At 52.2% G+C, this 23,243-nt stretch carries 32 protein-coding genes; 7 read left to right on the forward strand and 25 right to left on the reverse strand.

Going from position 1 to position 23,243, the window contains the following annotated elements; all coding sequences use genetic code 11:
• Positions 1-20 precede the first annotated feature (20 nt).
• Positions 21-821, reverse strand: a complete 801-nt coding sequence (locus ACKF11_RS13110) for a hypothetical protein (protein ID WP_407997413.1) — start codon at positions 819-821, stop codon at positions 21-23.
• Positions 822-937: 116 nt separating this feature from the next.
• Between ACKF11_RS13110 and ACKF11_RS13115 the strand changes: the two genes are divergently transcribed.
• A complete protein-coding gene (locus ACKF11_RS13115) occupies positions 938-1,633 on the forward strand; it encodes a CatB-related O-acetyltransferase (protein ID WP_407997414.1) in 696 nt (231 codons plus the stop codon).
• Positions 1,634-1,727: 94 nt separating this feature from the next.
• On the opposite strand, the gene ACKF11_RS13120 is transcribed toward ACKF11_RS13115, so the two are convergent.
• The 8 genes from ACKF11_RS13120 to ACKF11_RS13155 all read right to left on the reverse strand — a co-directional run bounded on the left by ACKF11_RS13120 (position 1,728) and on the right by ACKF11_RS13155 (position 7,980).
• Positions 1,728-1,970 carry a hypothetical protein gene (locus tag ACKF11_RS13120; protein ID WP_407997415.1) on the reverse strand — a complete coding sequence of 81 codons (243 nt, stop codon included), beginning with the start codon at positions 1,968-1,970 and terminating at the stop codon, positions 1,728-1,730.
• A gap of 396 nt (positions 1,971-2,366) precedes the next feature.
• Positions 2,367-3,335: a hypothetical protein gene (locus ACKF11_RS13125; RefSeq protein WP_407997416.1), complete on the reverse strand. Its 969-nt coding sequence runs from the start codon at positions 3,333-3,335 to the stop codon at positions 2,367-2,369.
• Positions 3,336-3,459: 124 nt separating this feature from the next.
• The gene (locus tag ACKF11_RS13130) at positions 3,460-4,092 is read right to left on the reverse strand and encodes a hypothetical protein (RefSeq protein ID WP_407997417.1); all 633 of its coding nucleotides are present in this window, start codon (positions 4,090-4,092) and stop codon (positions 3,460-3,462) included.
• Positions 4,093-4,160: 68 nt separating this feature from the next.
• Complete coding sequence (locus ACKF11_RS13135) at positions 4,161-5,012, reverse strand: hypothetical protein (RefSeq protein WP_407997418.1); 852 nt, start codon at positions 5,010-5,012, stop codon at positions 4,161-4,163.
• 27 nt (positions 5,013-5,039) lie between these two features.
• On the reverse strand, positions 5,040-5,876 hold the full coding sequence (locus tag ACKF11_RS13140) for a hypothetical protein (protein WP_407997419.1): 837 nt from the start codon (positions 5,874-5,876) through the stop codon (positions 5,040-5,042).
• Positions 5,873-6,406: a hypothetical protein gene (locus ACKF11_RS13145; protein WP_407997420.1), complete on the reverse strand. Its 534-nt coding sequence runs from the start codon at positions 6,404-6,406 to the stop codon at positions 5,873-5,875. The genes ACKF11_RS13140 and ACKF11_RS13145 overlap by 4 nt, the downstream gene beginning before the upstream one ends.
• 11 nt (positions 6,407-6,417) lie before the next feature.
• Positions 6,418-7,176 (reverse strand): ribonuclease H family protein, encoded by a 759-nt coding sequence (locus tag ACKF11_RS13150; RefSeq protein WP_407997421.1) that lies wholly within the window; start codon positions 7,174-7,176, stop codon positions 6,418-6,420.
• 9 nt (positions 7,177-7,185) lie between these two features.
• Positions 7,186-7,980, reverse strand: coding sequence for a DUF4326 domain-containing protein (locus ACKF11_RS13155; protein ID WP_407997422.1), 795 nt, complete (start codon positions 7,978-7,980; stop codon positions 7,186-7,188).
• Between the two features lie 379 nt (positions 7,981-8,359).
• On the opposite strand from ACKF11_RS13155, the gene ACKF11_RS13160 reads away from it, so the two are divergent.
• Together ACKF11_RS13160 and ACKF11_RS13165 are read left to right on the forward strand one after the other, a co-directional pair.
• Entirely contained in the window at positions 8,360-8,740 is a 381-nt protein-coding gene (locus ACKF11_RS13160; protein ID WP_407997423.1) for a LexA family protein, read from the forward strand.
• Entirely contained in the window at positions 8,718-10,010 is a 1,293-nt protein-coding gene (locus ACKF11_RS13165; RefSeq protein WP_407997424.1) for a Y-family DNA polymerase, read from the forward strand. Before ACKF11_RS13160 ends, ACKF11_RS13165 begins: the two co-directional genes overlap by 23 nt.
• Before the next feature lie 23 nt (positions 10,011-10,033).
• On the opposite strand, the gene ACKF11_RS13170 is transcribed toward ACKF11_RS13165, so the two are convergent.
• Positions 10,034-10,945, reverse strand: coding sequence for an adenine nucleotide alpha hydrolase family protein (locus ACKF11_RS13170; protein ID WP_407997425.1), 912 nt, complete (start codon positions 10,943-10,945; stop codon positions 10,034-10,036).
• 203 nt (positions 10,946-11,148) lie between these two features.
• Here ACKF11_RS13170 and ACKF11_RS13175 point away from each other — a divergent pair, with 203 nt between their 5' ends.
• Both ACKF11_RS13175 and ACKF11_RS13180 read left to right on the forward strand, forming a co-directional pair.
• Positions 11,149-11,424, forward strand: coding sequence for a hypothetical protein (locus ACKF11_RS13175; RefSeq protein ID WP_407997426.1), 276 nt, complete (start codon positions 11,149-11,151; stop codon positions 11,422-11,424).
• A complete protein-coding gene (locus ACKF11_RS13180; RefSeq protein WP_407997427.1) occupies positions 11,414-12,808 on the forward strand; it encodes an ISL3 family transposase in 1,395 nt (464 codons plus the stop codon). Before ACKF11_RS13175 ends, ACKF11_RS13180 begins: the two co-directional genes overlap by 11 nt.
• Positions 12,809-12,967: 159 nt before the next feature.
• On the opposite strand, the gene ACKF11_RS13185 is transcribed toward ACKF11_RS13180, so the two are convergent.
• From ACKF11_RS13185 to ACKF11_RS13225, 9 genes are all read right to left on the reverse strand, one after another.
• A complete protein-coding gene (locus tag ACKF11_RS13185) occupies positions 12,968-13,327 on the reverse strand; it encodes a hypothetical protein (protein ID WP_407997428.1) in 360 nt (119 codons plus the stop codon).
• A 152-nt stretch (positions 13,328-13,479) separates the two neighbouring features.
• A complete protein-coding gene (locus ACKF11_RS13190; RefSeq protein WP_407997429.1) occupies positions 13,480-13,893 on the reverse strand; it encodes an ADP-ribosyltransferase-containing protein in 414 nt (137 codons plus the stop codon).
• 6 nt (positions 13,894-13,899) lie between these two features.
• Positions 13,900-14,340 carry a hypothetical protein gene (locus tag ACKF11_RS13195; protein WP_407997430.1) on the reverse strand — a complete coding sequence of 147 codons (441 nt, stop codon included), beginning with the start codon at positions 14,338-14,340 and terminating at the stop codon, positions 13,900-13,902.
• A gap of 56 nt (positions 14,341-14,396) precedes the next feature.
• A complete protein-coding gene (locus tag ACKF11_RS13200; protein ID WP_407997431.1) occupies positions 14,397-14,969 on the reverse strand; it encodes an ankyrin repeat domain-containing protein in 573 nt (190 codons plus the stop codon).
• Positions 14,966-15,769: a hypothetical protein gene (locus ACKF11_RS13205; RefSeq protein ID WP_407997432.1), complete on the reverse strand. Its 804-nt coding sequence runs from the start codon at positions 15,767-15,769 to the stop codon at positions 14,966-14,968. The genes ACKF11_RS13200 and ACKF11_RS13205 overlap by 4 nt, the downstream gene beginning before the upstream one ends.
• A 19-nt stretch (positions 15,770-15,788) precedes the next feature.
• Positions 15,789-16,289, reverse strand: coding sequence for a hypothetical protein (locus tag ACKF11_RS13210; RefSeq protein WP_407997433.1), 501 nt, complete (start codon positions 16,287-16,289; stop codon positions 15,789-15,791).
• Between the two features lie 31 nt (positions 16,290-16,320).
• A complete protein-coding gene (locus ACKF11_RS13215) occupies positions 16,321-16,671 on the reverse strand; it encodes a hypothetical protein (RefSeq protein ID WP_407997434.1) in 351 nt (116 codons plus the stop codon).
• Positions 16,668-17,105: a hypothetical protein gene (locus ACKF11_RS13220; protein ID WP_407997435.1), complete on the reverse strand. Its 438-nt coding sequence runs from the start codon at positions 17,103-17,105 to the stop codon at positions 16,668-16,670. Before ACKF11_RS13220 ends, ACKF11_RS13215 begins: the two co-directional genes overlap by 4 nt.
• 12 nt (positions 17,106-17,117) lie before the next feature.
• Entirely contained in the window at positions 17,118-17,369 is a 252-nt protein-coding gene (locus ACKF11_RS13225; protein ID WP_407997436.1) for a hypothetical protein, read from the reverse strand.
• Between the two features lie 142 nt (positions 17,370-17,511).
• Here ACKF11_RS13225 and ACKF11_RS13230 point away from each other — a divergent pair, with 142 nt between their 5' ends.
• Positions 17,512-17,967, forward strand: coding sequence for a hypothetical protein (locus ACKF11_RS13230; protein ID WP_407997437.1), 456 nt, complete (start codon positions 17,512-17,514; stop codon positions 17,965-17,967).
• Here the strand turns inward: ACKF11_RS13230 and ACKF11_RS13235 are convergent.
• From ACKF11_RS13235 to ACKF11_RS13245, 3 genes are read right to left on the reverse strand one after another with little or no spacing between them, the layout of a single operon-like run.
• Positions 17,959-18,270, reverse strand: coding sequence for a hypothetical protein (locus ACKF11_RS13235; protein WP_407997438.1), 312 nt, complete (start codon positions 18,268-18,270; stop codon positions 17,959-17,961). The genes ACKF11_RS13230 and ACKF11_RS13235 overlap by 9 nt on opposite strands.
• The gene (locus ACKF11_RS13240) at positions 18,270-19,076 is read right to left on the reverse strand and encodes a hypothetical protein (RefSeq protein ID WP_407997439.1); all 807 of its coding nucleotides are present in this window, start codon (positions 19,074-19,076) and stop codon (positions 18,270-18,272) included. Before ACKF11_RS13240 ends, ACKF11_RS13235 begins: the two co-directional genes overlap by 1 nt.
• Positions 19,073-19,870, reverse strand: coding sequence for a hypothetical protein (locus tag ACKF11_RS13245; protein WP_407997440.1), 798 nt, complete (start codon positions 19,868-19,870; stop codon positions 19,073-19,075). The genes ACKF11_RS13240 and ACKF11_RS13245 overlap by 4 nt, the downstream gene beginning before the upstream one ends.
• Positions 19,871-20,203: 333 nt before the next feature.
• On the opposite strand from ACKF11_RS13245, the gene ACKF11_RS13250 reads away from it, so the two are divergent.
• Positions 20,204-20,797, forward strand: coding sequence for a hypothetical protein (locus ACKF11_RS13250; protein ID WP_407997441.1), 594 nt, complete (start codon positions 20,204-20,206; stop codon positions 20,795-20,797).
• Here the strand turns inward: ACKF11_RS13250 and ACKF11_RS13255 are convergent.
• The 3 genes from ACKF11_RS13255 to ACKF11_RS13265 form a co-directional block, all read right to left on the reverse strand.
• Entirely contained in the window at positions 20,794-21,435 is a 642-nt protein-coding gene (locus ACKF11_RS13255) for a hypothetical protein (RefSeq protein WP_407997442.1), read from the reverse strand. The two genes, ACKF11_RS13250 and ACKF11_RS13255, sit on opposite strands and share 4 nt — an antisense overlap.
• A 156-nt stretch (positions 21,436-21,591) precedes the next feature.
• Complete coding sequence (locus ACKF11_RS13260) at positions 21,592-22,110, reverse strand: DUF262 domain-containing protein (RefSeq protein ID WP_407997443.1); 519 nt, start codon at positions 22,108-22,110, stop codon at positions 21,592-21,594.
• 16 nt (positions 22,111-22,126) lie between these two features.
• Positions 22,127-23,164, reverse strand: a complete 1,038-nt coding sequence (locus tag ACKF11_RS13265; RefSeq protein ID WP_407997444.1) for a hypothetical protein — start codon at positions 23,162-23,164, stop codon at positions 22,127-22,129.
• Positions 23,165-23,243: the final 79 nt, after the last annotated feature.

Genomic DNA, 23,243 nt, shown 5'->3' on the forward strand with positions numbered 1-23,243 from the left:
GTTAGAATGCTTATATTATATCACAAACGCGATATTGGCTTTTTGGGTGCCGAGCTGACAAGCAGGTCCTGGGCATCCATTTTTCCTGCAGATACGGCAATCAACCTGGCGATTTCTTCATGGCCAAGGTTACCGACCAGGTATTCATGAATAGGCTTCCGGTCGACATAATAGGGAAGCTTGATATCACAACTGATATCCAAGCCACCCTGTACCAGGTAGGACATTATGTCCGAGAGGTTTCTAAGATGGCCAAGTGAAGCTTTGTAGAGAATGTAGCCAAGTGTCGAAACATGGGAGTGTTCCTCAAAGGGCAGTTCAAGAAGCATCGCTTCTGTCACCTCCGCTGGATCCAGATGATTGCTTTTAAGCACATAGCCCAGCGCATCCATGTTGTATCCGTCAGCAAGCCACATCAGGAATTTCGGCATACTTTCCCATTGCGGGTGTACAACCTGGGCGCCATGATCCATCAGCAAATTAAAAGCATCAACATGCTTAAGCCCAAAGTCGACCCTTGAGCCCAATACCAGGTCAACACAGGACATTTTGCCGCTTGGTGTTTGGGCTCTATAAGTGTGCAGCTGATTAACGTCCGCTCCCTTACTGATTGCAATCCTGCAAGCCCACAAGATCTTCCATGCACTCACTGATGACTCACCATTATCAATAGCTCGTTGAATCATGAAATGAAGAATAGGCGCATTCGAAATTTTGAAATGTCCTATGGAGTCATCAGCCGCTTTCAATGCTAGGAGCATTTGATCGCTGCTTGCGTGGGAGAGCAGGGTCGCCAGTTTTCCGGGTGTAGCTATGGTCATTGTTTGCCTTGGTATCGATGCAAGCCACGTCGAATATGGCTCAGCGGGAGTTTTACCCTCGCTATTTGGTTAACACTAATTTACAATTTTAAGGACATGAAGAAAGGAGCCTCCCCATGTTGACGCGCTTTTGGCAGATCCCGTTCTGGCGCCGTCATCTAAAGCAGCACAATATCAAGCTTGGAAACCTACCCAACAAGTTGGATTCCAAAAGCTCCCTGGTGCTTGAAGACCACGCCTCCCTTAAGTCAGCGGATATCACTCAAGCCAGCTTGCACCTTGGAGCCTTCAGCTACATCCGTTCAGATGCCTTCCTCACCGGCAAGATCCAGATTGGCCGTTACTGCTCGATCGGCAACCGGGTGACCATTGGCATTAACCCGGCACAGCACCCGTTGGATTGGGTGTCTACACATCCCATCAATCGCCACCATGAAGCTGAGTACGCTAAAACCGTCACGCCACTACCAACCGTGATTGGCAATGACTGCTGGATTGGCCACGGCGCCACCATCATGTCAGGCGTCACCATCGGAGACGGTGCGGTCATAGGTGCCAGCGCACTGGTCACCAAGGATGTACCACCCTATGCGATTGTCGCCGGCAACCCAGCCAAAATAATCCGGTACCGCTTTGCCCCTGAGCTCGCTGAAAAACTCACTCAGCTCAGCTGGTGGGGCTGGATCGCGATTTTATCGGTGATTTACCCCTGGATAACCCTGAACGTTGTATCGCTCACCTGGAGGGCGTGGCGCATACCGCACCCAAGGCCGACTATGACAAGCTCCTGGTCACCAGCAAGGGCATCATAGAAATCTGAATTTAAAAAGTTTCCCCGGGGAAACCTGAACCAAGAACGCCTGCGCAGGTCACCTCCAGACTATTTCTCCGGTCGGTTTTACCAACCTACATCCTTAGAGCTGGGCGTTTAGACTGGTTGAATTCAAACCCCTCCGCTTCAATCTTTTGGACTGTACTGCGCGCGAGCATGTCAGGAGGGGGAGAGTAGGTATCTCCCAGTCTGTTTCTGATCAGCTCAATTCCATTCCCTCTTGGCGTTTCCCACAGCAAATTGATGTCGAATTCTTCGCATTGCTCATAGAACAGGGGTAGGTCACTGATCCGTAGCCCATTGATCAGTTGTTCCATGATCGTCCTGCTATCTACCTGAGTGAGCATAGTCTGAGCGATGTCACTGGCTGGTACCAGGCCAGTACGGAGCAGATCGTGCAATTGAACAGCTCATGAGCTGGTGAGTATTTTGTCTCTACCTGGCGGTTTATATCATCCTCATACTCAAGCAGGAGTTCGAATACCTCCCTCACCTCTGGAGTGCTAGCGCACTCTCGTAACTTATTCGCCGCATAGAAGAGTAATGACTTTTCCCCATCCAGGTGGATAGGGGAACTTGCTTGTATATGTCCACGGACGGATTCAACATCTTGGGAAAGTACCGCTTTCCTGAATGAGGTATAGCTTGAGTCTGACGAACGTTGCATTGAACAACCTATAAAGTGACCGGGAGGGGGTTTGTCGGGGTTTCAGTTAAAAGCTGGGGCCGCGCCTTGCAGGCCTGACAACGAGCTCACCTGAGTCCATCCAGAACGCGTGCGAATCGATGACATAGCCTTTTTCATCAAAGTCGACATGGAATGAGATCTTGCTGGTGTCTTCCTGGCCTTCAACTTCAGCATAGGCCACCAGGATCAGGTTATTGCCATCCTCCTGCCAGCCATCGCGGGCGACAATCTGCACATCTTGGAAATCAAAGCCTTCAAATACCTGGTCAGCCAGCGTCCTTTTGCCAGTTGCCAGGGTGGGGGTGATATCCATGATCGTCATGAGTAAGCCTTCAGCAACCAGGTGGGTGTTACCCAGCGGGAGATCAAATTTAAGGTTGATGAATTCAGTGCCTATGGTTTCATAGTCACTCAGTACCGCGCCATGGCCTTTGGCCAGGAAGGAAACCTGGGAAACCAGTGCCGAGATGAATTCCGCGTGCAATGCAGGGTCCTCAGGGCGATTCAGCAGGGGATGGGATACCACCAGCTCGGGTAGGGTGTAAAAACTTTTGATCCCGTGCTGCGCGAGCTGGCGCTCCAATGCAGCGGCTGGCTTGATGGCCACGCGATCGGGGATATCCAGCTCAGCCTTGTAAGCCGCCTGCAGAGAGGCATTATCAAAGACATCCAGCTCGAACTTGTCAGTCAGCATGTTCGTGAACTGACCCACAGTCATCATGGATCCAGCCTGAATCTTGGCCAGCCTGTCAGCACCCAGGTTTTCCGCCAGCACCAGGTCATCAGCAATCACATCAGCGAGCACGCTGGTGGATGCGTGCCTGGCCAACATTGGGAGTAGGGTGGATGCAGATTTTGGCTGCGCGCCCTGGATCACCGCCTTGGCTTCATCCAGCAGGGCAGCAGCAACATCCGGCTGGTCATTGGCCGCCTGTAGCGCCAGGGAGGACATGCGGATTTTCAGGTGATCAAGGTTGGCTTCAACGGTGGGCATGAGCGTGCTTTCAGGCTTTATGGTAGTTTATATTATACCACATAAGCGACATGCCATTTTGGATGGTACGGACGCAAAAAAACCGTTACCACAAGTGATAACGGTCAAGTTGCTGCTCGGAGAATTACTGGGTGACGGTACGCAGCTGGCCTTGAGCCATTTGCTGAGGTTGTGCCTGGCGTACAAGCGCTTGAGGCTGTTGGGGTGCATATTGTGGCTGGGCCATTGGATGCACTTGCTGTTGAGGCTGGGCGACCTGTACCGGCTGGTGAACCTGGGCAGGCTGCTCAAAATAACTCATAGGCTCAGGCTGGTACTGTTGAGGCTCTGGCTGGGCTTCCTGGGCATACGCGATTTGCTGGCGATTCTGCGCAGCTGCAGCGTTGTTCAGGCGGTTGTTGGCATGCTTCACAGTCATGAACAGCTCGGCCTTGGCTGTCAGGAGGTTGCGATCACGATCAGCGTTCATCTGGCTATCAATGAAGCTCTCGATCTTTTCCACAATGGGACCATACTCATCGTAGGTGATCTTGTTGTCAGCACTGGCCAGGCGGACAATTTCATGGATGGGACCACCTTCAGGTTCCATCTTGATGGCCTGGTTGATCACATCGTAATAGCTCTGCGCGATTTCAGCAGGCTGGCCCTTGAGATTGGTTTCAGTATGCTTGGCACCGGCACTGAATGCGCCATACAGTGCAGCACCAATTACAGTCACTGCCAAAACGCTATAAATACTCTTTTTTGCACTGCTCATGATGTCACACCTTTGCTTAAGAAGTGCGAACAGTATACCACATACGCGATTAATGTCAATAGTAGTTGTTACATTCTGCGCAGAGTGGATTTTTTCTCAAGCTGGTGTTTGCCCTGGGCACTGGCGACCAAAGTAGCCAAACGTGCGCTAAGCACGCCAGGGTTCCTGGATCTGGTTTCCAACATTTCAAGGATGGTGGCCGGATCTGCACTTGGCTGGCAGATGAATTGGAATGGTTTATCGATGGGCACACCCATCTGGACCGCGCGATTGATCACGTAGAAAGCACTGCCCGTTACTGGCGCCAAATGGTTTAACTGAGTCAATGTCTTGTACAGAATCTCAATGGCAGAAAAACCATGGTCGTTGGGCGTCATCCACATGCTCAACTTCTCTTCAGCGGGTAATGAATCAACCCAATCAAGATAGGCTTTCCCAAATTCATCGCCCTGGTCTTCATTATCCTCACCCAAAACGGCACCATGAAGGACGGTGTCCACAAAATAATGGAGAGGGATGACCTTCTGGGTTACCAGAGGCTCACTAGCATTGAGGTGACTCAGGTCGACATCGTAAAAAGTGGTTCCCAAATCCACCAGCCCCTGAATGACGCGGTTTGCATTCGCGTGATGAATGGCACGATAGATATCAAGCAGCCTCAGCGGGCCTTGGCCTTCATGGTCGGAAAATAACGGGTCTCCGCCAGCTTTCACCATCTTTTCAATGATGGGAAGGGCATCAGGACCAACTTTCTGGCCAAGGTATGCAATCAGATTGGTAAATTTGCCACCAACCAGGACGGACACATTGGCTGGCGCCCCAGCATCGAGTAAATCTGAGATCAAAGGCAGGCTGGCTTTTTCAGCCGATAAGATCATCAGTTTTTCCAGGGACTCACGTGTAAGTTGAGGTTTGGACAAAGCTCGGGACTCCGAAAGTAGGGTGGGTTAAATCCGTGGCTTGCGCGGAGGCGCAGCTGAAGGGGTATTTTGGGCAGCAGCAATCAGAGCGGCTGTTCTGCTGGCAATGCGATTCAAGCCACCCGTTCTCGCTTCCACAACCTGAATTAATGAGCTTTCTTCAGGTTTCAGCCAATGAAGCCTAACAAGTGGTTGATCTATGGGTATCCCCATGCTTGCAGCGCGCACCAGGATGGCGAATCCTAGATCGGATAATTGTTTACCTATGACGCCATCTTTCGCCTGGATAATCTGCTCAAGGACGTTGGTGTTATAGCGGTCATTGCTGTGAGCCCTTTCGGTCCACATGGTGTAAACCGTTTCCCGTGGCAGGGTATCCATCCAATCCATGAGCGCCTCTCCGATTTGTTCGGTGGTGGTCATTTTGGTAATGGAGACCATTACAACGCTCGCAAAATGAAACAGAGGCGATAGAGGTTCGGTTTTACGGCTACCCACCTTAGGCACATTGCGGGTCTCAAAGGTCAAACCACTGTCGACTGCAGCGCGCACCATGGCGTTTGCATAGTTATCTTGGATTTTGGAGTACGTATTGAGCAACGCGATCGCCAGTGCCGTGCCACCATCACCAAAGTTCACATTGGCGCCAGCATCAAGCATGGGCTGGAAGCATTGATTGAGCAGGTAGGGCGACTCTTCACCAACATGTGCAATGAACGGCACTTTTAACGGTGTGAGAAAATCAACTGGGGCACCTGACTGCAGCAATTTATTGATGGTCTCATGCTTCTGTGCTTTAGCGGCATCCAGAAGCAATTCCTGGGCAAGACTCTCGCTGATCTTGATTTGACGTTTTGTGGTCACAGCCTGGGCCTGGTTGGTATCCTGGTTAGCGCATGCTGAATCGCCTGCGCTGGCAGATCCAGTTTGCTCTTGATGATTTCCATAAACTCGATAAAGCCTGGAATCAATTCTGCCAATTCCTCGGGTTTGCTGATTTCATCCTCAAGCTTACCAACTGCACTCAAGATTATGTAGGCTTTCCTGGGGTCAAGATCACCCTCAGCCTGTTCCGGGTAGGAAAAGAATTCCTTGGCGTAATAGAGGGACGGGGTAAAGCTGATATCACAGCCACACTGCCCACAGCTACGCTCGGTATCTGACTGCTCAACACCTTCAAAAACGTAGCTATATTTCGGCAGCGAACCGGTGCTGGTCTTGTTGAGGTCCTCACATTTGCCGATAGCGCATGATTCGCAGAATATATCGCCCTCGACATCCTCCATGCCATCCCAAACCGTATGGGCATAGCTGCCCTCACCATCATTGCCCGGGCCGTCACCGGCAGCAATGATTTCCAGCTTGGCCTTGATATCAGGATCTAGGAGATTCATTGCTAGCCAGCTTAGGGGGCCAGGCTCTTGGTTTTATTGCTCAGCTGATCCAAAGCCAGATTACGCAGGCGCTTGATCAGTTGAGTTTGGTGGCGATCCAGCTTCTTGATCAGGTCGGGTTGATTCATGTTCTTGGCATCCGTCGCCGAGATGATGACCGAACCAGTTTCAATGTAGTTGGCCCATAGCATCAGCGAACGCATGATGAGCTCGTTGTCGCTCATTTCATCCTCACCCAATACCTGGGCTTCAGGCTTAGCAATGGGCTGAGCAGCAGGCTTCGCAGCAGCCACAGCGGGCTGGCTGATAGCCTTGGGGTTGGTGACGCCCATGTTGGCCAATTCATCCGCGCGTGCGTTGCCCTTGGCCAGGAACGTTTCATTGTCCTGGTGACCCTTTACCCACTTGATTTCAACATGGCGGTTTTGTTTCCATAGCGCGTTCAGCTCCATCCACAGATCTTTATTGAGGACTGGCCCACCAGCAGAGGTTTTCCAGTTCTTCTTGATCCAGCCGCCAATCCATTGTGTAGCGCCTTTGACGACATATTCCGAATCGGAATAAATGGTCACCTTGGTGCCACTATGCGCACTGCAGAGCTTCAGCGCTTCAATAAGGGCTGTCAGCTCCATTTGGTTATTGGTAGCAGCGGGGGAGCCCCCAAATTTGCTGCCAGCCTCTACTTGGCCCTTATAGAGCACCACACCCCAGCCGGCACGGCCAGGATTCCCTTTGCTTGCGCCATCGGCGAAGAAAACAATATCAGTCATGATTGGGTCCTAGAATAATTTGGGTTGAGGGTTGCGTGGCGCTTCTGGCTGCACTGTGGGTTCCTGATCAAAATCAGGGCTCATCCCATGAATCAGGCGCCAGGCACGCTCAACTGCTGCGGCCGCAATCACGTGCCCATGACAGGGCTTGGGCGCACACCAGCAATCCAGGCAAACGTTTTCACCGCGAACCAAACGGTCTGCCAGGTTTTGGACTTCCTGCAGCATTGGCCCACCAGCCAGCATGTCTGCATATAATTTCGATGAGAAATTGTCGATTACCTTGTAGCGCTCGCGATCATCATTCACGTTCTTGAGGATGAATGGGTTGCCCAGCACTGGGTTGGAGCGATCAACAGCGATCAGCACCTCATCGGCATCCGGGCGCAGGCTGCTACCAGCACGCTTATTGGTGACCCTGACAAAGCCTTCGATATCCAGCAGCATGATGCTCTGGCGAATCTCCCATAGCTCTGTTGCCTGACATGCACTACCTGGCTGGCCAAACATATCGGATAACCCGCGCGCTGAAAGCAGCTCGGGCACCAGATCAGGGTTTTCTTTGATGTATTCCTGCCACAGCGTGGAGTACAGCGCCCGCACCTGCATGATGTTGACGGGGCGTTTACTCTTGGCCTCACGCCAGTCCAACCCGGTGGTCCCATCTTCAAAGACCTTGGCGGCCTGGTAGATGGATTCGATGGATTGGTTACCACGGGCCTTGATGCGAGCCTGGAATGCGCTGAATCTGGCATCACCCTTGCTGCTGCATTCAAGATAAGCAGGAAAGCCATGTTTAATCATGTAGCGCCTCTACAAAGCCAGGATAACCCTCAGTCAATTCTAAGGATGCCTTGGAGTTAGACCATCCATTTAGATCTTTGTGGTAGTACCAGCCGAAAGCTGGGCAAACTGAACCACCCCATTAACAAATGCTTATAATATATCACATAAGCATGCCATTGTCACTAAAAGTTCCCCGGCTAAGGGAGGTAAGTCGGGGCCGAAAGCATCCTATTAGCATACCCTGGAGCCAAGTAAAGGCAAGGGTGCCAAATGGTTTGGTATCAAAAAATGACATAGTTTGTAGTACACTGTACGAACGTACACTATAATTTCACCCATGAGTAATTGCCATTTTATTGGGGCATCACACCTCAATCTAGTTTACCTACCTTTACCCTTGGCCATCCAGGTTAGGGCTGGCTTATCACATTTCCCAAGTCCTGCGCAGGACTACGAAAAGAACAAGGTTGACCTCAATCTCAAGCTGATCAGGCACCCTGCAGCTACCTTTCTGTTTGAAGCGGTGGGTGACTCCATGATGGGTTCGGGTATTTTCTCTGGCAGCGTGCTGGTGGTCGACAAAGCCGTCAAGGCGACCAATGGTTCCATTGTGATTGCTGCGTACAATGGGGAGTGGCTGGTCAAGCGCCTGCAGATACTCTCAAATGAGGTGAGGCTACTCTCTGAAAATCCTGCATTTGAACCCGTGGTGCTAAAGGAAGGGGAAGAACTGCAGGTATTCGGAAAGGTGATCCATGTCATCACTACCCTTGGGTAAATCTGTCTATGCGCTCTGTGACGCAAATTCCTTCTACGCCTCATGCGAGCAAGTGTTCAGGCCTGACCTGAAGGGTAAGCCCGTTATCGTGTTATCGAATAATGACGGCGCGATCGTAGCGCAGTCCAAGGAAGCAAAGGAGCTGCTTGAGATATGGATGTGTCGGCCATACTTTGAAGTGGAAGAAGAAGCCAAGAAACTAGGCGTGGTCCACTTCAGCAGCAACTATGAGCTCTATGCTGATATGTCCAATCGCTTTACTGAAACCCTACGGCAATTCACTGACCGCGTGTCCGTATATTCAATCGATGAATCATTCCTGGACGTCAGTGGCATGCGGGGTAGTTATCTCGATCTGGGCCGCGAGATCAAAGACCGTGTACTGCAATGGACAGGCTTGGGGATAGGAGTTGGCTTTGGCCATACCCATACCCTGGCCAAGCTCGCGAATCACTGTGCCAAGCGCGTGCCTGGCTTCGATGGCGTATGTGACCTCACCACCATGCCGCTGGCAGAGCAGAAGCGCATATTCGAGGTCATGCCAGTGTCCAAGGTGTGGGGCGTTGGATCTAAGCTGGAGGAACGCTTAAACGCCCTGGGGGTGAAGGACGTGTGGCATCTCATGCGGGTGAATCCAAAGCGCGTCCGTGATGAATTCGGGGTGGTGCTGGAACGTACCGTGAGGGAGCTTAAAGGCGAGCCTTGGGTTGAGTTCGGTGATTTCCATCCTGAGGCGAAACAGGTGATGTCCAGTCGATCCTTTGGGCAGCGGGTAACCAGTCTCAAGGAAATGCAGGAGGCCGTGGCCTTTCATGCGTCCAATGCCGCCCAGCGCATGCGCAACAAGGGGCTATTCACCAGTGCGGTCTACGTGTCGATCGCAAACGGGTACCATGACCAGGCGGAGTTCTACCATGGCGGCCGGTACGTCTCTTTGCCGTCGCCAACCAACTGCAGCATGCAGATCACCAAAGCTGCGCTCTGGATACTCGGTACCGTGTACCGACCTGGCATCTATTACGCGCGCGCCGGCGTCATGCTCGATGAGTTGGTTACCAGTGAAGGGCAGCAGCGGGATCTCTTTGGCTTCTCCAGCCAGGATAGCAAGTCCATCACCCTCATGGATATGGTCGACAAGATCAACAGCAAGTATGCCCGGGGCACAATCAAGCTGGGGTCAGAAGGGATGGAGCAGGGGTGGGCAATGCGCAGGGACTTCAAAAGCCCCAATTACACGACAGATTGGGATGACATGCCCAAGGCCAGGTAACCCCAGCCTGACATGTACCGAGGTTAGAACTTGTTGGCACACAGGTGCCCGTGGGACATCCTGTATTCTTCCAGCTCGGCCATGGTCATGTGGCCATACTTTTCCTTGGCTTCAGCCAGTACCTGGGCAAGCAGCTTCTTGCCATTGACCCCAAAATTGGATTCATCAGGGGTACCCTTGGCGCGCCAGGTTTCAATCTTGTTCTGTTCATGCTGTTCCCACTCGGCGTACTGAGCCGGGTAGGCGTGATGGGTCCAAAGGATCTCGATCTGGCTTTTGAACGGGCAGAAGATGCAGTTGCTGGGAGGCGGTACCGGCTCACCTATTGCGCGCAGGTAATCCTGGCAGTCGCCGCGGTTGAAGCCAATATCGATGAGGGGGTATTCCTTCACCAGCGCTAGGCGCTGCCACACCTGGGGATCTTCACCACCAACACGGCGCTCTTCGCCACGGGCAATGCCCAGGAGCACGCGGATCTTGCCCACCTGAGCGGCCAATTCCTTCAGCCCCTTCTTGCGGGCAGCAGCAAAGCCATAGTGCTTTTCGACATAGTCTTCTAGGAAGCGGTATATCGGCTTGATCTTTAGGTTGTCAGTGCAAGTCTTGTTGTACGCCTTGGACGCGATGTTGCCCTTGCTGGAGAAATAGAACTGCAAGGTTTGCCAAGGGCCAGAGTGGTAGCCCTTATCAGCATCCAGGTGGACATACTCAATGCCATGGCGCGCGCAGAATTGCTCGGTATAGCGTTGATGTTCGTAGGTATCAGGGTGCTCGTTGCCAGTGTCAGCAGAAATCACCAACAGGCGGCCAGGGGCGTACTGTTTGCGGAAAGCCGGATCAAGGGCAAGTTTGACCAGGATCGTCCAGCTATCCTGGCCAATGCCGTAGGACAAGACAGTGAGAGGCTGGTGGTCAACAGGAGAAGCATCGCACATTTGGGGAATCCAACTTGCCAAAAGATGCGTTTAGTATACCACATAAGCATTCGTGGTCAAGATTTAGGGTATTCGTAAAAGTGGGTTGTAGAGCGCCCTGCTGCCCGTCGATGCGCAAGCATCAACATTCGTAAAAGAGTGTTGCTTTCTACTGAAAGACGGCGTATAGTTATACCATCAAAAATCGCAAAATGGTGTTGGTCATGAGTGCAGAAATCAAGTCTCTTGTTCTGGATACTTGGGCAGGCCGCCGCTATTACGCCGTCGAACTGGTTGGCCAGACTCCTAAGAAAGCGCGAGTTCGTGTTCTCACGCCGGGCGGCGTCATGCTGCCCGGTCGGCGCTACGTCAATTGTGGCGAGACTGTTTTGGTTCCCAAGCACGCAGTTGTTGATCCCCCCAAAGATGCTCACAAGGTCGAACAGGGGTACTACGACGGCCATTTAAATGGCTATGGAGGCGTGGTTGATGCCCGCTAATATCCTGAACCTCCCGCAGTACCGCGTGCTGCGGGTTGAGGAAACCGACCACGATTACCACGTCACCGCCGAGCCGGCGGACGTGTCATCAAGCTGTCCGCACTGTCAGTCCGACCGCCTGACCTCGTGGGGCACCCGTCAGCAGGTGTTCAAGGACTTGCCCATGCACGGCAAGCGCGTGGGCATCTACATCGACACCAAGCGGCTACGCTGCCAAGCCTGCGGCAAGACCTTCTCCCAGGCGCTGCCAGTGCTGGCCGAGAACCGGATGATGACCGACCGGCTGGTGAAGTGGATCGGGCAGCAAGCATTGAAACGCACCTTCACCTCGCTGGCCGACGAAACCGGCGTGGTCGAAGGGACGATCCGCAACATCTTCCGCGACTACATTAACGAGCTTGAGCAGACCGTCCGCTTCGAGACGCCGAAGTGGATGGGCATCGACGAAATTCACATCATCAACAAGCCGCGCTGCGTCGTCTCGAACATCCAGAACAACACCATCGTGGACATGCTCCAAAACAGGAACAAGGACACGGTGGCGAAGTACCTGTTCAAGATGCCGAACCGGGACAAGGTGCAGTATGTTGCGATGGATATGTGGACGCCCTACCGCGATGCGGTGGGCGCGGTGCTGCCAGACGCCACCATCGTCATCGACAAGTTCCATGTCGTCAGGATGGCGAACGATGCGATGGAGAAGGCCCGCAAGGGGCTACGAGGCGATCTGACTATCAAGCAGAAGCGCGGGCTGATGCACGACCGCTTCGTGCTTTTGAAGCGCGAGCGCGACCTGAACGACCAGGAGCGGCTGCTCATGGACGGCTGGACAAAGAACTATCCAGCTTTGGGAGAAGCCTACCGGCTCAAAGAGGACTTCTACGGCATCTACGAGGCCGGGACGCCAGAGGAAGCCATGCGGCGCTACGAGGCGTGGTACAGGGCAATATCGACCGAGATCAGACCCTACTTCACCGACCTGATCCGCGCCTTCACGAACTGGCAGCCCTTCATCCTCAACTACTTCGAGCACCCCGTCACCAACGCCTACACCGAGAGCCTGAACAGCCTGATCCGGGTGATGAACCGGCTGGGGCGCGGCTACTCGTTCGAGGCGCTAAGGGCCAAGATTCTCTTCACCGAGGGCATCCACAGCAACAAGCAGAAGCGACCACGGTTCGAGCGCAAGCGCGAGGCGGAGCCGGTCGAAATGGGATATGGACTGCCGGACGATGCCATTGGCTACGGGTTGCCGGTGATGGAGAAAGTGCGCTCGATGCGTCCGCCCGAAGTCTACGACCCACACAAGCACGAGAAACGGGAGAAGAACTACGGGGCGGACATTTCAACACTCATCCGCATGATCGAGGCGGGGGAGCTTTGACCCCCGTTCCAACCCGCTTTTACGAATACCCGTTTTTTCTTGCTTGCTTGGCTTTAGGTTCATCAGGATTCAATGTATCCAATGCTCTAGTTGCATCATTAACAATGTGTTAAACAGATATAAATATGTATATTGACTACATAAATATGGTTTTTGAAATCAATTCCAATCGATGGATTGAATGATCCCAGCCAGGTCTTTGCAGGAGGCAGAATGCACAACTGCGTCATCAACATCCTTAGCAGCCTGGAAGCGCTCCAGGAAGTATTCAGCATATGCCTCAACGAGCGGCTCTTCTTCAGCAGAAAAAAGGCTGACCAGTAGCTCTTTAGCTTCCTCAGACAGCTCGCCAGGCGCATTGAGATCCAGGGATAGGGTAATGTCACCAAAGCAGAAGAGTTTGCCGTCCAGCACGATAGATTGGACTTCCAGGCCCTCATTGCTTTGCTCAATCGCAACTGGATGCTTCAGCGATTGAAGATACTCGATGACAACCTTATGTTTGATTTCTACGTTCATCTGGATATTTTACCCGGATACCCGGCTTATGGCTGAGGTGTAGCATTCAAATTTAATAACCCGGGCGGCTTGCTAAGTGTTCCCGTGTGCGTTGCCTCCAGCTGTAGGATGATACTTCCATTCGCCCGTAAAGTATTTGCCAGCCTTCAGTTTCATGGTTTGCGCCTTGTAGGGGTACATATTTCCCTATTCATGATCACAATGGGCAGGGCGTCTGGTGTGGTCAAAGGATCAAACATCACGTATTGTTCAGGCTGGCCTGGTTCTTCGAGTGCACGATCTGGCTTGATTGCCTCAACGAGGATGCTGTCAAAACCCTGCGCGCGGATCTGGTCGACAATCGCACTGGCAGGCATGGAAACCGCCATAAAATCCAGTTCTCGCCTGGTAGTCCGATAGGGCTTTGTGAAATTGAGCTCGCAAGTTAAGACTGTGGAGCCGTACTGCCTTGCGTCATCCTTGGAGGATGTAAACCAAAAACCGATCGCAGCCCTGTCCGCCATTTGATTAATGACTGGCTTCTCAAAGGAATCAAAATCGTGATCCGTGCCGTGGTATGCGATCATGGTCTATCAGGCTTTCTTGTTTTGGCCCCCCAAGGGCTTGCAGAAATCATACTGGGCATCCATGTAACCCGACTTTTGAGCGTCACATGGGTTCTGCTTGGGTTGCCAGGCAGTATCCCATTCAAGCGAAGCTTGGAAAACATCCCGAGCAAAACTGGCGCCATTAGTTGCTTTGGCTTGCGAGATGGCATTGGCCATGCAGACCCTGTGATCACCCAGCGCGCAAGGCACGAAATGCTCGGAAGCAAATTGGTAAGCATCACCCTTGGCGGCAAAGGCCTGGAGTTGATCTTTCATGTAGCGCTCATTGCCAGACAGCAGCTGTGCTTTACCGGCCTGTGGCGCCGGAGGGAATGCCATGGTCAATGGCTTGAGAGCGGCCCAGGTAACCATCATGGAACCCAGGAATACGAGTGCTGTGTTGCGAACTTTATGCTGTAGCTGCATAGATAATCCTTTATCAATATGCTTATATGGTATCACATACGCATACATTAGTCACCTCAGAGCCTGCGGAATGGGGTTTTGTCCCGTTCTGATAAGTCGTGATTATGGTTTGAAATCTCTGCAATTACCTCTGCATAATCTTCTAGCTCCATATCCTTTTCAAGGATTGTCATGGGTCCCACACCGAGCTTATTGGGGCTGGATAAATCAATCCCACGCTCCTGGAGGTATCGCATCCAGGATATGATCTTTGGCGCATCGAAATTCAATCCGCTGAACTTGTTGTGCAGCTCCTGGGCTGCATAGTGAGCCACGGTGTTGCCATCAGTATCCCGGGCATTGAAGTCAAATCCGGCCTGACCCAGGTATTCCACCATGTCCATGCGTAAGTTTTTACCGGCTAGCATCAGCAGGGTGATGTTCTGCACCCGGTGCCCTTCGGTTGTCTCGGAAAAGAATTGGGTTTGCCGCAGCAACGACCCTTGCCGGCGCGCAGCTTCCAGCAGGATCTTGTTGCCAGCATGCGCAGCAGCAACGATGAGATAGCTGTTATGCCAGTCATCCTGTAGAGACATCCATGACTGATAGGCCACCAGCCTCAGACGATCTTTGGCAGCCTGCAGCATCATGGCCGTGGTCTTGATTGATTGCCAGCCAGTAAGCCTTGGATCTCTGATTCCAATGCCGCTTTTCCGGTCTTCCATTCCGGAGAGGCCAGGTATTCCGCCTTTCCTTTCTGGAATGCAGTCAGGCTGCCGAAGGCATCAGCCGGTAGCATGGCATCCAGGCGCCTGCCCAGCTCATGATTCATGATGAACTCAACCCGACTATCCATGCCGGGCTGGTGGGCTTCAATGGCGGCCATATTCATGACAGGGCGGAAGCCATCTTCTATCAGCGTGATGGCCAGGCTGTGCTTGGCAATGATCCCATGACCCAACACTTCGTCCCATTGTTTGCCGCGGGCACGCCATTCCGCTTCAGGCACATCATCAGGGCGGTCAGAGGATGTCCAATAGCTGTAGTCAGTGAAACCTTGCTGGTCATCCAGCATGCTCATGACCTGCTGGTTCTCTGCGAATGGGATTACCAGGAATTCCTGATCGTTGACCGGGAACAGGGAAAGGGAGCAACCCCAGTCAATCTCAGGATCACGCGAGCCCTTATCCTTGATCACCTTGAGCCTGTTACGTACGTCGCCAGCAGCTTCTGCCATGGCAGCTTCAAGTGTAATGGGCTGCATATCACCATGGACTGACTCCCAAATTGCGATGTCATGCAATTTGTAAGCAGCATGTGCGATGGTTTCCTGGGCAATGTCAGTGACCTTGGGACGCATCGCCTGCCCCAGGCAAACCAGGTGTTGCAGCGTGCCTTTGATACCAAGGCCTAAGTCGAATTTCCGGCCATAATTTATTTCGGTCGACATTAGGGTACCTTGGGATATCTTAGGGTTTTGGTGCGCCTGGGGTAGGCTGGTTTGAGAAGTGGGCGAGCAAGTCAGCCGTGGTGGCGTCGACATCACCAGCACTCACCCCATGCAGGGTAATCAAATGCCGCTTACCATTGACGATGGCGATATCGTCATCATCATGGCCATCACAGTCGGCATCCAGTACCACGACATCCACTGGCATATTGCTGGAGACAACTTCAACCACGCCGCCCTCTACAAGCACGGACACGGTTGGCACTAATCTATCCTGCAGCTCGACATCGAAATCGACGCCACCAGCTTTCGCTATCATGTCCGCAAAGGACATTTGCAGGGTGCTAATGTAATGGGCCAGTTCTGGTGGGCTCATCCCCTGGTATGGCTTGGCCACCACTTGCGTTTCATGGTCAATGTTCTTGTAGATGCTGCCCAGGATTCCCTGAAAGCTCATGGATCCAAAACCAGCATGCTCTGCTAGCACCTGGGATATCGCTTGGTATTCAGATAATTTCATCGTGGCGCCTCGAAATGTGGGGTAGCTGGTTTTAGAGGGAAGGCGAGCGGGAGTGCTGCTTGGCTTCTATCTGGGACTGTACGCGGCCATACACATCTTGCTCAGCCGATTGCAGGGCATCGCTCAGCAGGTCTAGTCTGCCGTTAATGCGTTCAAGCAAGCTTGCGTCGCTTGTCTTGTGGTACTGGCTGACCAAAGCGCTCACCTGCTCCTTGAGGCTTTTGGCATCTACCAGGTCAACGGGCAGAAAATCCAAAATCATTGACTTGGTGCTGGAGTGCGCCTTGATGATCTCACCAGACTTGATGATGGTCAGCACGCCATACAGTACAGGATCTTGGCCATAAAATCTTATCGACCGAGGCTGGGGTATTGATTTCATAGTTTCATCCTCCTAGGTGCGTTTCTGTGGTTCTCCGGCACCATGCGTTCCGGGATATCCACTTCAAGTCCCAGCCTGGCTTCTACCAGGCAGCGGATCACAGCAACGTGTAAATCAGGCGCCTCAGTCACCACCAGCTGGTTATCTGCAGCACTGAGCATCGAGCAGCGGACAACAACAGGGACGGTCTGGTCTATTGAAATGCGACCATTAGCAATGAGCTTAACCAGCTCATCGCCATCCATTGAAGGCCAATAAGTGCCAATATTCAGCAGCGTGATGCTGGACTGGCAGGTAATCATCCTGACCCCTGCATCGGTCATCACTGCAACCGAACCAGGTGATCCTTCAAATTCGCCTGAGGGGAAGCCCATGGCCTTGGCGGCAGCATAGTCAAGCATTCTTCCGGTCAGGGTGTTGGTCAGTATCTTCATACGTGGATCAGCTTAGAACCTGGGGGAGGGGGCTGGAGTTATTTCAGAGTCGGTACCACCCGTGTCTAATATCAGCTTCTCGAACACGCCTTGCGCTGCCTCGATGAGAGCGGTCACATCCTCACTCTCCATATTTGAGTAAGGCCCGTATATCAGGACATCGTCATGATCCTCTTCAACCGCGGTCAATACTTCGTCATAAGACATACCTTCCGGGAATTGGGACAGGTGTTGGCGTATTGCAGCATTCTCAGAGTGTTTCATGACATAACCCCATCATTAAAGATGCGTATATTGTATCACATAAACGATAGTAAATTATTCAGGATCAGGCACATGGTAGGCGGTTAATTGACTTTGACATGCGTTTAGAGTATACTAAACGCAATTATTGAGGAATGCGGATATGCACGAAGTGATGACGATATGGCAGGCAAGCAAGCAGGTGCCACATACAGAGGCACTCATGGCTTCTTTGCGCAAAGCCAAACTCCCACTCGCCTATGCAGGTCAAGAAGGACCGGAGGAAGGTTCTGAGGATAGCCGGATCGTTTGTATCGCCTCGGTTAGCACAACAGGCATTGATGCTTTGATTGTCAGCCCGTCAGGACTGGCATACAGGTTGACCGATGAAACCTTGGATTTGGATTTCTGGAAGTTCGCCGCCGAGTATTACTACCTGGTGACCGGCAACATGGGAGATCGTCAGCATATTGCCGAACTGGTTGGCATTGAAGCCAAGGTGATCAAGGGTAAAACCCTCGCTAGAGGGAAGGGTGCTGAATTAAGCGCTCTGGATCTCGAAGATATCCTCGACCAGCTGAATACCTCGCTCAACACCTCTCAATCCAGTTTATTCTGATTTCTTCCCCGGGCTTGGATCTGGCATTTGGAAGACAGTAAGGATGGTCTCAGGCTGCTCAACCACAAACACGATCCTTTCCCTGGTGACCTTGTAATACCGACCAGCAAAACCGTCCGCCATCCATCTGGCATATGGCCCCGGGCACAGCAGCTTGATCTGCTTTCTGAATTTACTATGCTGGCCCACGCGCTTGGCCAAGACATACTTGCTATCGAGGTCTACGCCAGGGAATCGCTCCTGGGCTTTTTGGCGCGCATTCTTGGTCCACTTGGGAGGGGTGTTGGCATCTCTCACCATCATTACATCTTCAGCGATGATGAGCGACTGTCGGCCTGGCCTTTGACGATTTTCGCAATATGCTCTTCGCGGATATCCACCAGCTCTTTAGGCATTGACCCTGCAGGAAACACCAGGCCAGCATCATGCATTTGCCTTAAGAAATCCATAAAGTCAGGATCGAACGTAGGTTGGCCGTATTGAAGAAGGGTTGGGCTCCGGAGGGCCACGTATCTGGCATCCTCGCGATCCATTTCGCCAAGGGCGACCGCCAGCTGCAACATCGACACCATGCTCACCTTGCTTTGCCCGGCCGGGGTCATTGGATATAGGGCATAGGTTTCCCCATTGTTCCTCTCCCATACAGGCTCCCTTAACACCAGGTCGGCCGAGCTACCCAAGGTAGGCACAGGCGGATCGACCATTTCAAATCCACCACGGGGGCCAGACTTAAACCAGTGATCAGCCTTCAAGTCGTGCCCGCAAAAGCTGGAGCCTTGGTTGCAGCCATACAGGATGTATTCATTCGAGTCTGGAAATTGTTCCATCAAGCGAACGTGCGTACCCTGGCTGGGCTTGAATGAATTCCAGGACTGGCTTTGCAGGCGATCCGCAACAGACTGGTGATCAGAAAACGGCTTGACGTTCTCGCCACCCTGGATGGGGTGCAAGACAAGATGGCCAGTCGGGTAGACGTTGAGCAGAAAGTGATCTCCATCCTTGGCTGGCATCTCCTTTGGCAAAGTCACAAGACCTGTCACCAGGTAAAGATTATTCGAAAGGACCCGCGCCAAAAGCTGCGCATGTATCAAGGGTGTCAATTTGTTCATTTGGTATCAGCCTGGCGGATATTCATGTTCCGGGTAACCCTGGTCATAATGAGCTGGCTTGCAGCGCTGGTGGGCAAGGGGCTCAATATGAGGCCTTCATTCTGGATTTCAGCATGCAGCTTGTGATTGCCGAGCTGCAGAGCGAATTTCACGGCGCCCTTGAAATGTTTGGATTGGCACATTTCCTCGAAGTCAGCCTTGCTTATGACGCCACTGCCAACCAAGCCGCTGATCAAGGTCAACGCCTCAATGTTGTTCCTGGACGACCTGGATAGAAGCGTGATCGTGGTCGGGTTTCCCGCGGGATCTGGCCAGATAGCCTCTTCACAAATCTTGAAGGCTTCGCTTTCAGTGGGATTCCTGGCACTTGCCGGTATGTTGGTAGCAGGGGAGTAGCGACCATTCTCAGATATATCAAAATGGTTCCAGGTGCGATCGACGGGGTAAGCCTTCATGAAAAGAAACGTGGCGCCAGAGCGATTGCCACTGATCACCCAAGATCGTTTATGGTTGAATGCCTGAGTCACCCTGACCAGGATGTGCTCTGAGGAAATGTCGGTTTTCTTGTCATTCCCGACGTAAGATTCCCGTGTGTATTCGGGAGGTGGAGAGGGCTTCTTGCGGGTACCAATCAGCACAACGCCATGTTCTTCGGTAGACAGCATGTAAATGCCGTTCTCCGTGAGGTCGACATCCTTTTTGAAATGGATGATGCCAACGACTGTGCCCGATATGCTGGTCCATTTGTTATAGGCAATTCTGCCGCCAACAGGAATGAACTCGGGGGATGCCATGGTGAGTTAGCGCGCTTCAGCGATTAAATGCAATCGCAGCAGGCTTCCAGATAGCGGCTCATTTGCTCGGTGGGCACAACAAGCGCCTTCACATCAGCATAGGGATGACAAACTTCGCTACCTGGTAGTGGTGTTGCCGGGGCCAGGTCTTGTGATTGGTGATCCATTGTTGTCTCCAAGGATGTTGGGAATCGAGCTTTTGTCTCTGTATGCATTCAGTATACCACATAAGCGATTGTTAAGCTTTGCCCACTGAGCTGACATTTGCCACCAGCAGTGCATTCGGCGATGATCTCAACCTAAACCAATAAACAAGAAAACAAGCGGGACAACATGAAAAGATTATTGATGGCTATAGCTGCTATAGCCTTGGGGACAGGATCAACGATAGTGGTTGCTGAAGAAAAGCCTTCCTTACTGCAGCCACCAAAATTCTACACTTATGACAATGACGGTAGCCCCAATGGCTACATCCTCATGCTGCATACCTGCCAAAAGGTGAATGGGCAACCCACACTGGCTATTGACCCCACCATCTACCAGCATGCCGTCATGGTTCCAAAGGAAGGGATGCAAAAGCTACAAACTGCGGTGGATGGTATCGCTGAAGAAGCGCTGTCCCAGAACGATGAATACAAAAAAAGTTTTGCCAAGATCGCGCAATTTGAGGATGAGGGGAAAATTGATGGGATGCGCTATTGGCAACAGAAGCGCGCCAATATCAAGTCAGAAGTGACCGCTGCATTGACGTTTAACTTCTTCTCCAAGTTTGCACAGGGCATGGTCGAAAAACCCGACAACAAAGCCCCTTTCTACCATACTCGGGGCATTCATGACCCTGTCAGGGCTGCTAGCTTTGAAGAGCTTGTGGCCAAGACCAATAACGACTGCATCAAGGGCATCCCACTCTTCAAAAAGCCTAATTAATGTGGATCGAAGTAGGAAGCTGGCAGGGTGTCTTCAATGCCCAGTTTCCTGCAGAGGCCACGTAGATAATTGGGGTTGACGTTGCCCAGGCTGTCTGTGCCCAACTCCTGGCAAAGCCTGTAATCAACCCACTTCTTGAGCAGCCTCGGTAGGTAGGAGGCAAGCGCGGTTTCATGGGTGTGCAGATGTTGATTGCATACGCCGATGGAAGCATAGTTCTTACCGGTACGCACCAAAGATGGCGCTGGCGCCTTACAGATCGCGCATGGTTGTTTTCTGAGCCAATTGTCGTAATCAGCTGTGGAACCGATCGCTGTAACTACCTTGCGATTGAAAAACCAACCTGAGATATGAAGTTGCTTGGCATGGGCCCCAAATGGTTTTTGGGCTGCCTCTTTGACAGGAGTTTCCTGGTCATCCAGGAGCACCATCACCACCATGTAGCGCTGACCTGGAGTTTTGCCGTTCTGTGTGGCCATTGACCTGAAGGGATGCTCAGCATCATCCTCTGCCAGCCTGAATGTCGCGGTACGACCATTGCGGCTTGTATCGCTCCAGGCTGTCAGCATCATCTCGCCTTGCCAGGCTACTGGCAGGGCTGGTTGATCACTTTCAATTTCGAGATTTGTTGTGGTCACACCATGCTCACTTTGAATGCTGAAAAGTGCATATAATATACCACATACGCAGTCATAAGTCAAGATTTTGGGGTGATTGCAAGTCCCGATTAGGGTTTAGGCAGTAGAGGCCATTCCGAATCCCAGCAGCAGTTGTGGGAGTATTGGCTTCCAGCCTTATAGTGATAACCTCGCACGGTCTTGCTCGGTGTGATTGGTACCACCAAAATTCATGCGATCGTAGAGATCCTGGAACAAGGTCACGTCAGGCGAGTGAGGCACTTCGTAGCGCGGAAATGGATATCGCAAGAAGCGCTTTAAGCGGACCACAGGATCTATTTCAGAGAATTTGATCCCATCAAAGATCTCAATCTTGTCATCCATGAAATCCCTGATGGCTGACAGACGTTGCTGACCATCCAAGAGCCAGGCAGAGTTGGGCTTTACGCCCACATTGTCCCAATCTGCCTCGACCACCACGTAATAGCCGATATCCAGGCCAAGAAAGATGGACTCGATAAATCGGCTTTTTTGGGCATCAGTCCAGACCTCATCCCGCTGCCAGGGTGGCAAAACGAGATTCAGTAATACGCGCTCATCAGGATGAGTCGGCGTGATTGCCGGAATGGTGATCAGGGCATCAAGCGTGAATTCACGCCTGTTGCCACGGTAAAGCTGGTCTGGAAGTGTTTTCATTTGGAGTCGCTTGGCTCTAATGGCCCATGGATGGACGTAGGCTGGTACCAGGCAAAGGTGAGTCCTTTGGCTTGGAAGCATGTTTTTCACGGATGCGAGCCATCATGTTGGGATCACCAACACGGATGAGTTCTGCGTCACCAGCGGCGTTCATGTCCAAATTGTTGGCATTGGCGAAGCCGGCAAGGGTGAGCATGACACCGCCCAACTCTTTTTCCACCGTCCCAGCAGGGCGAGAGAAGACATGGTCCACCAGCGCCAGCACATCATCCTTGGTCATAGCTGCTGCCTGTGCCAATTCCAGGAACTCTTCAGTTGCGCGGGCAAGACGTTCCTTGCTGTCAAAGGCGACCTGGTGACCTAAGCATGCCGTCATCCAGGGGAGTACACGCTCCTGGTATGAACCTTCATGCAGCGCAACATATGCGGGCTCTTCATTTGTGGGGAGTGTCAGGTCTTCAGCGTGATTTGCTTGGGCTTCTCTCATCACTCCTGCCCATTCTTCCTGGGTGGTGCGGGTGCAGCCTTCAAATTCAGCTTTGAAATCAGCACAAGGCCCAACTACTTCATAGTCCTTTTCACGATAGCTTTGTGCAACAGCCTCAACATCGGGGAACCAAATGGCAAAAGGACCTGATGGGTGCGGGTAAGACAAGCCACAGGATGCGAAGCCAAAATCGACTGCAGCCGAAGCGTGGGAAGTGTCACCAGGGCGCTTGTAATCAATAATGGCTGGTATTTTGAATGCTTCCCCAACCAAAAAGTCCATATTGGGCAGTGGCTCCAGCAGCGCCAGCTTTTCAACCCACTGGCTGCCTTTTTTCGGGCGTGCATAGCCCTCACTATCCGGTTTGGTGAAGCCTGCAGGGACCGCAGCGGAGTTGAACCTAAGGAATGAGACATGGCCATCATCCGAAATCCTGAACGAAGTGACACCCGGAATCGTCATGAGGTACTTTTTAATTGCACGTTGGCGTTCGTGCCTCAGTTGTGCGAGTTCTTGCACTTTGGCGAGGAAAGGGCCTGATTCAACTTTTAACAAAACTTTCTGCATTTATCTTTCCTTTACTATTGGATAGCGTTGCCGCTACCCTGTTTTGCCTGTTATTGCCAGGTAGGGTAAATTTTTATAC

Origin of the sequence: Methylobacillus draconifructus, assembly GCF_045984385.1 — a bacterium.
GTDB classification, from domain to species: Bacteria; Pseudomonadota; Gammaproteobacteria; order Burkholderiales; family Methylophilaceae; genus Methylobacillus; species Methylobacillus flagellatus_A.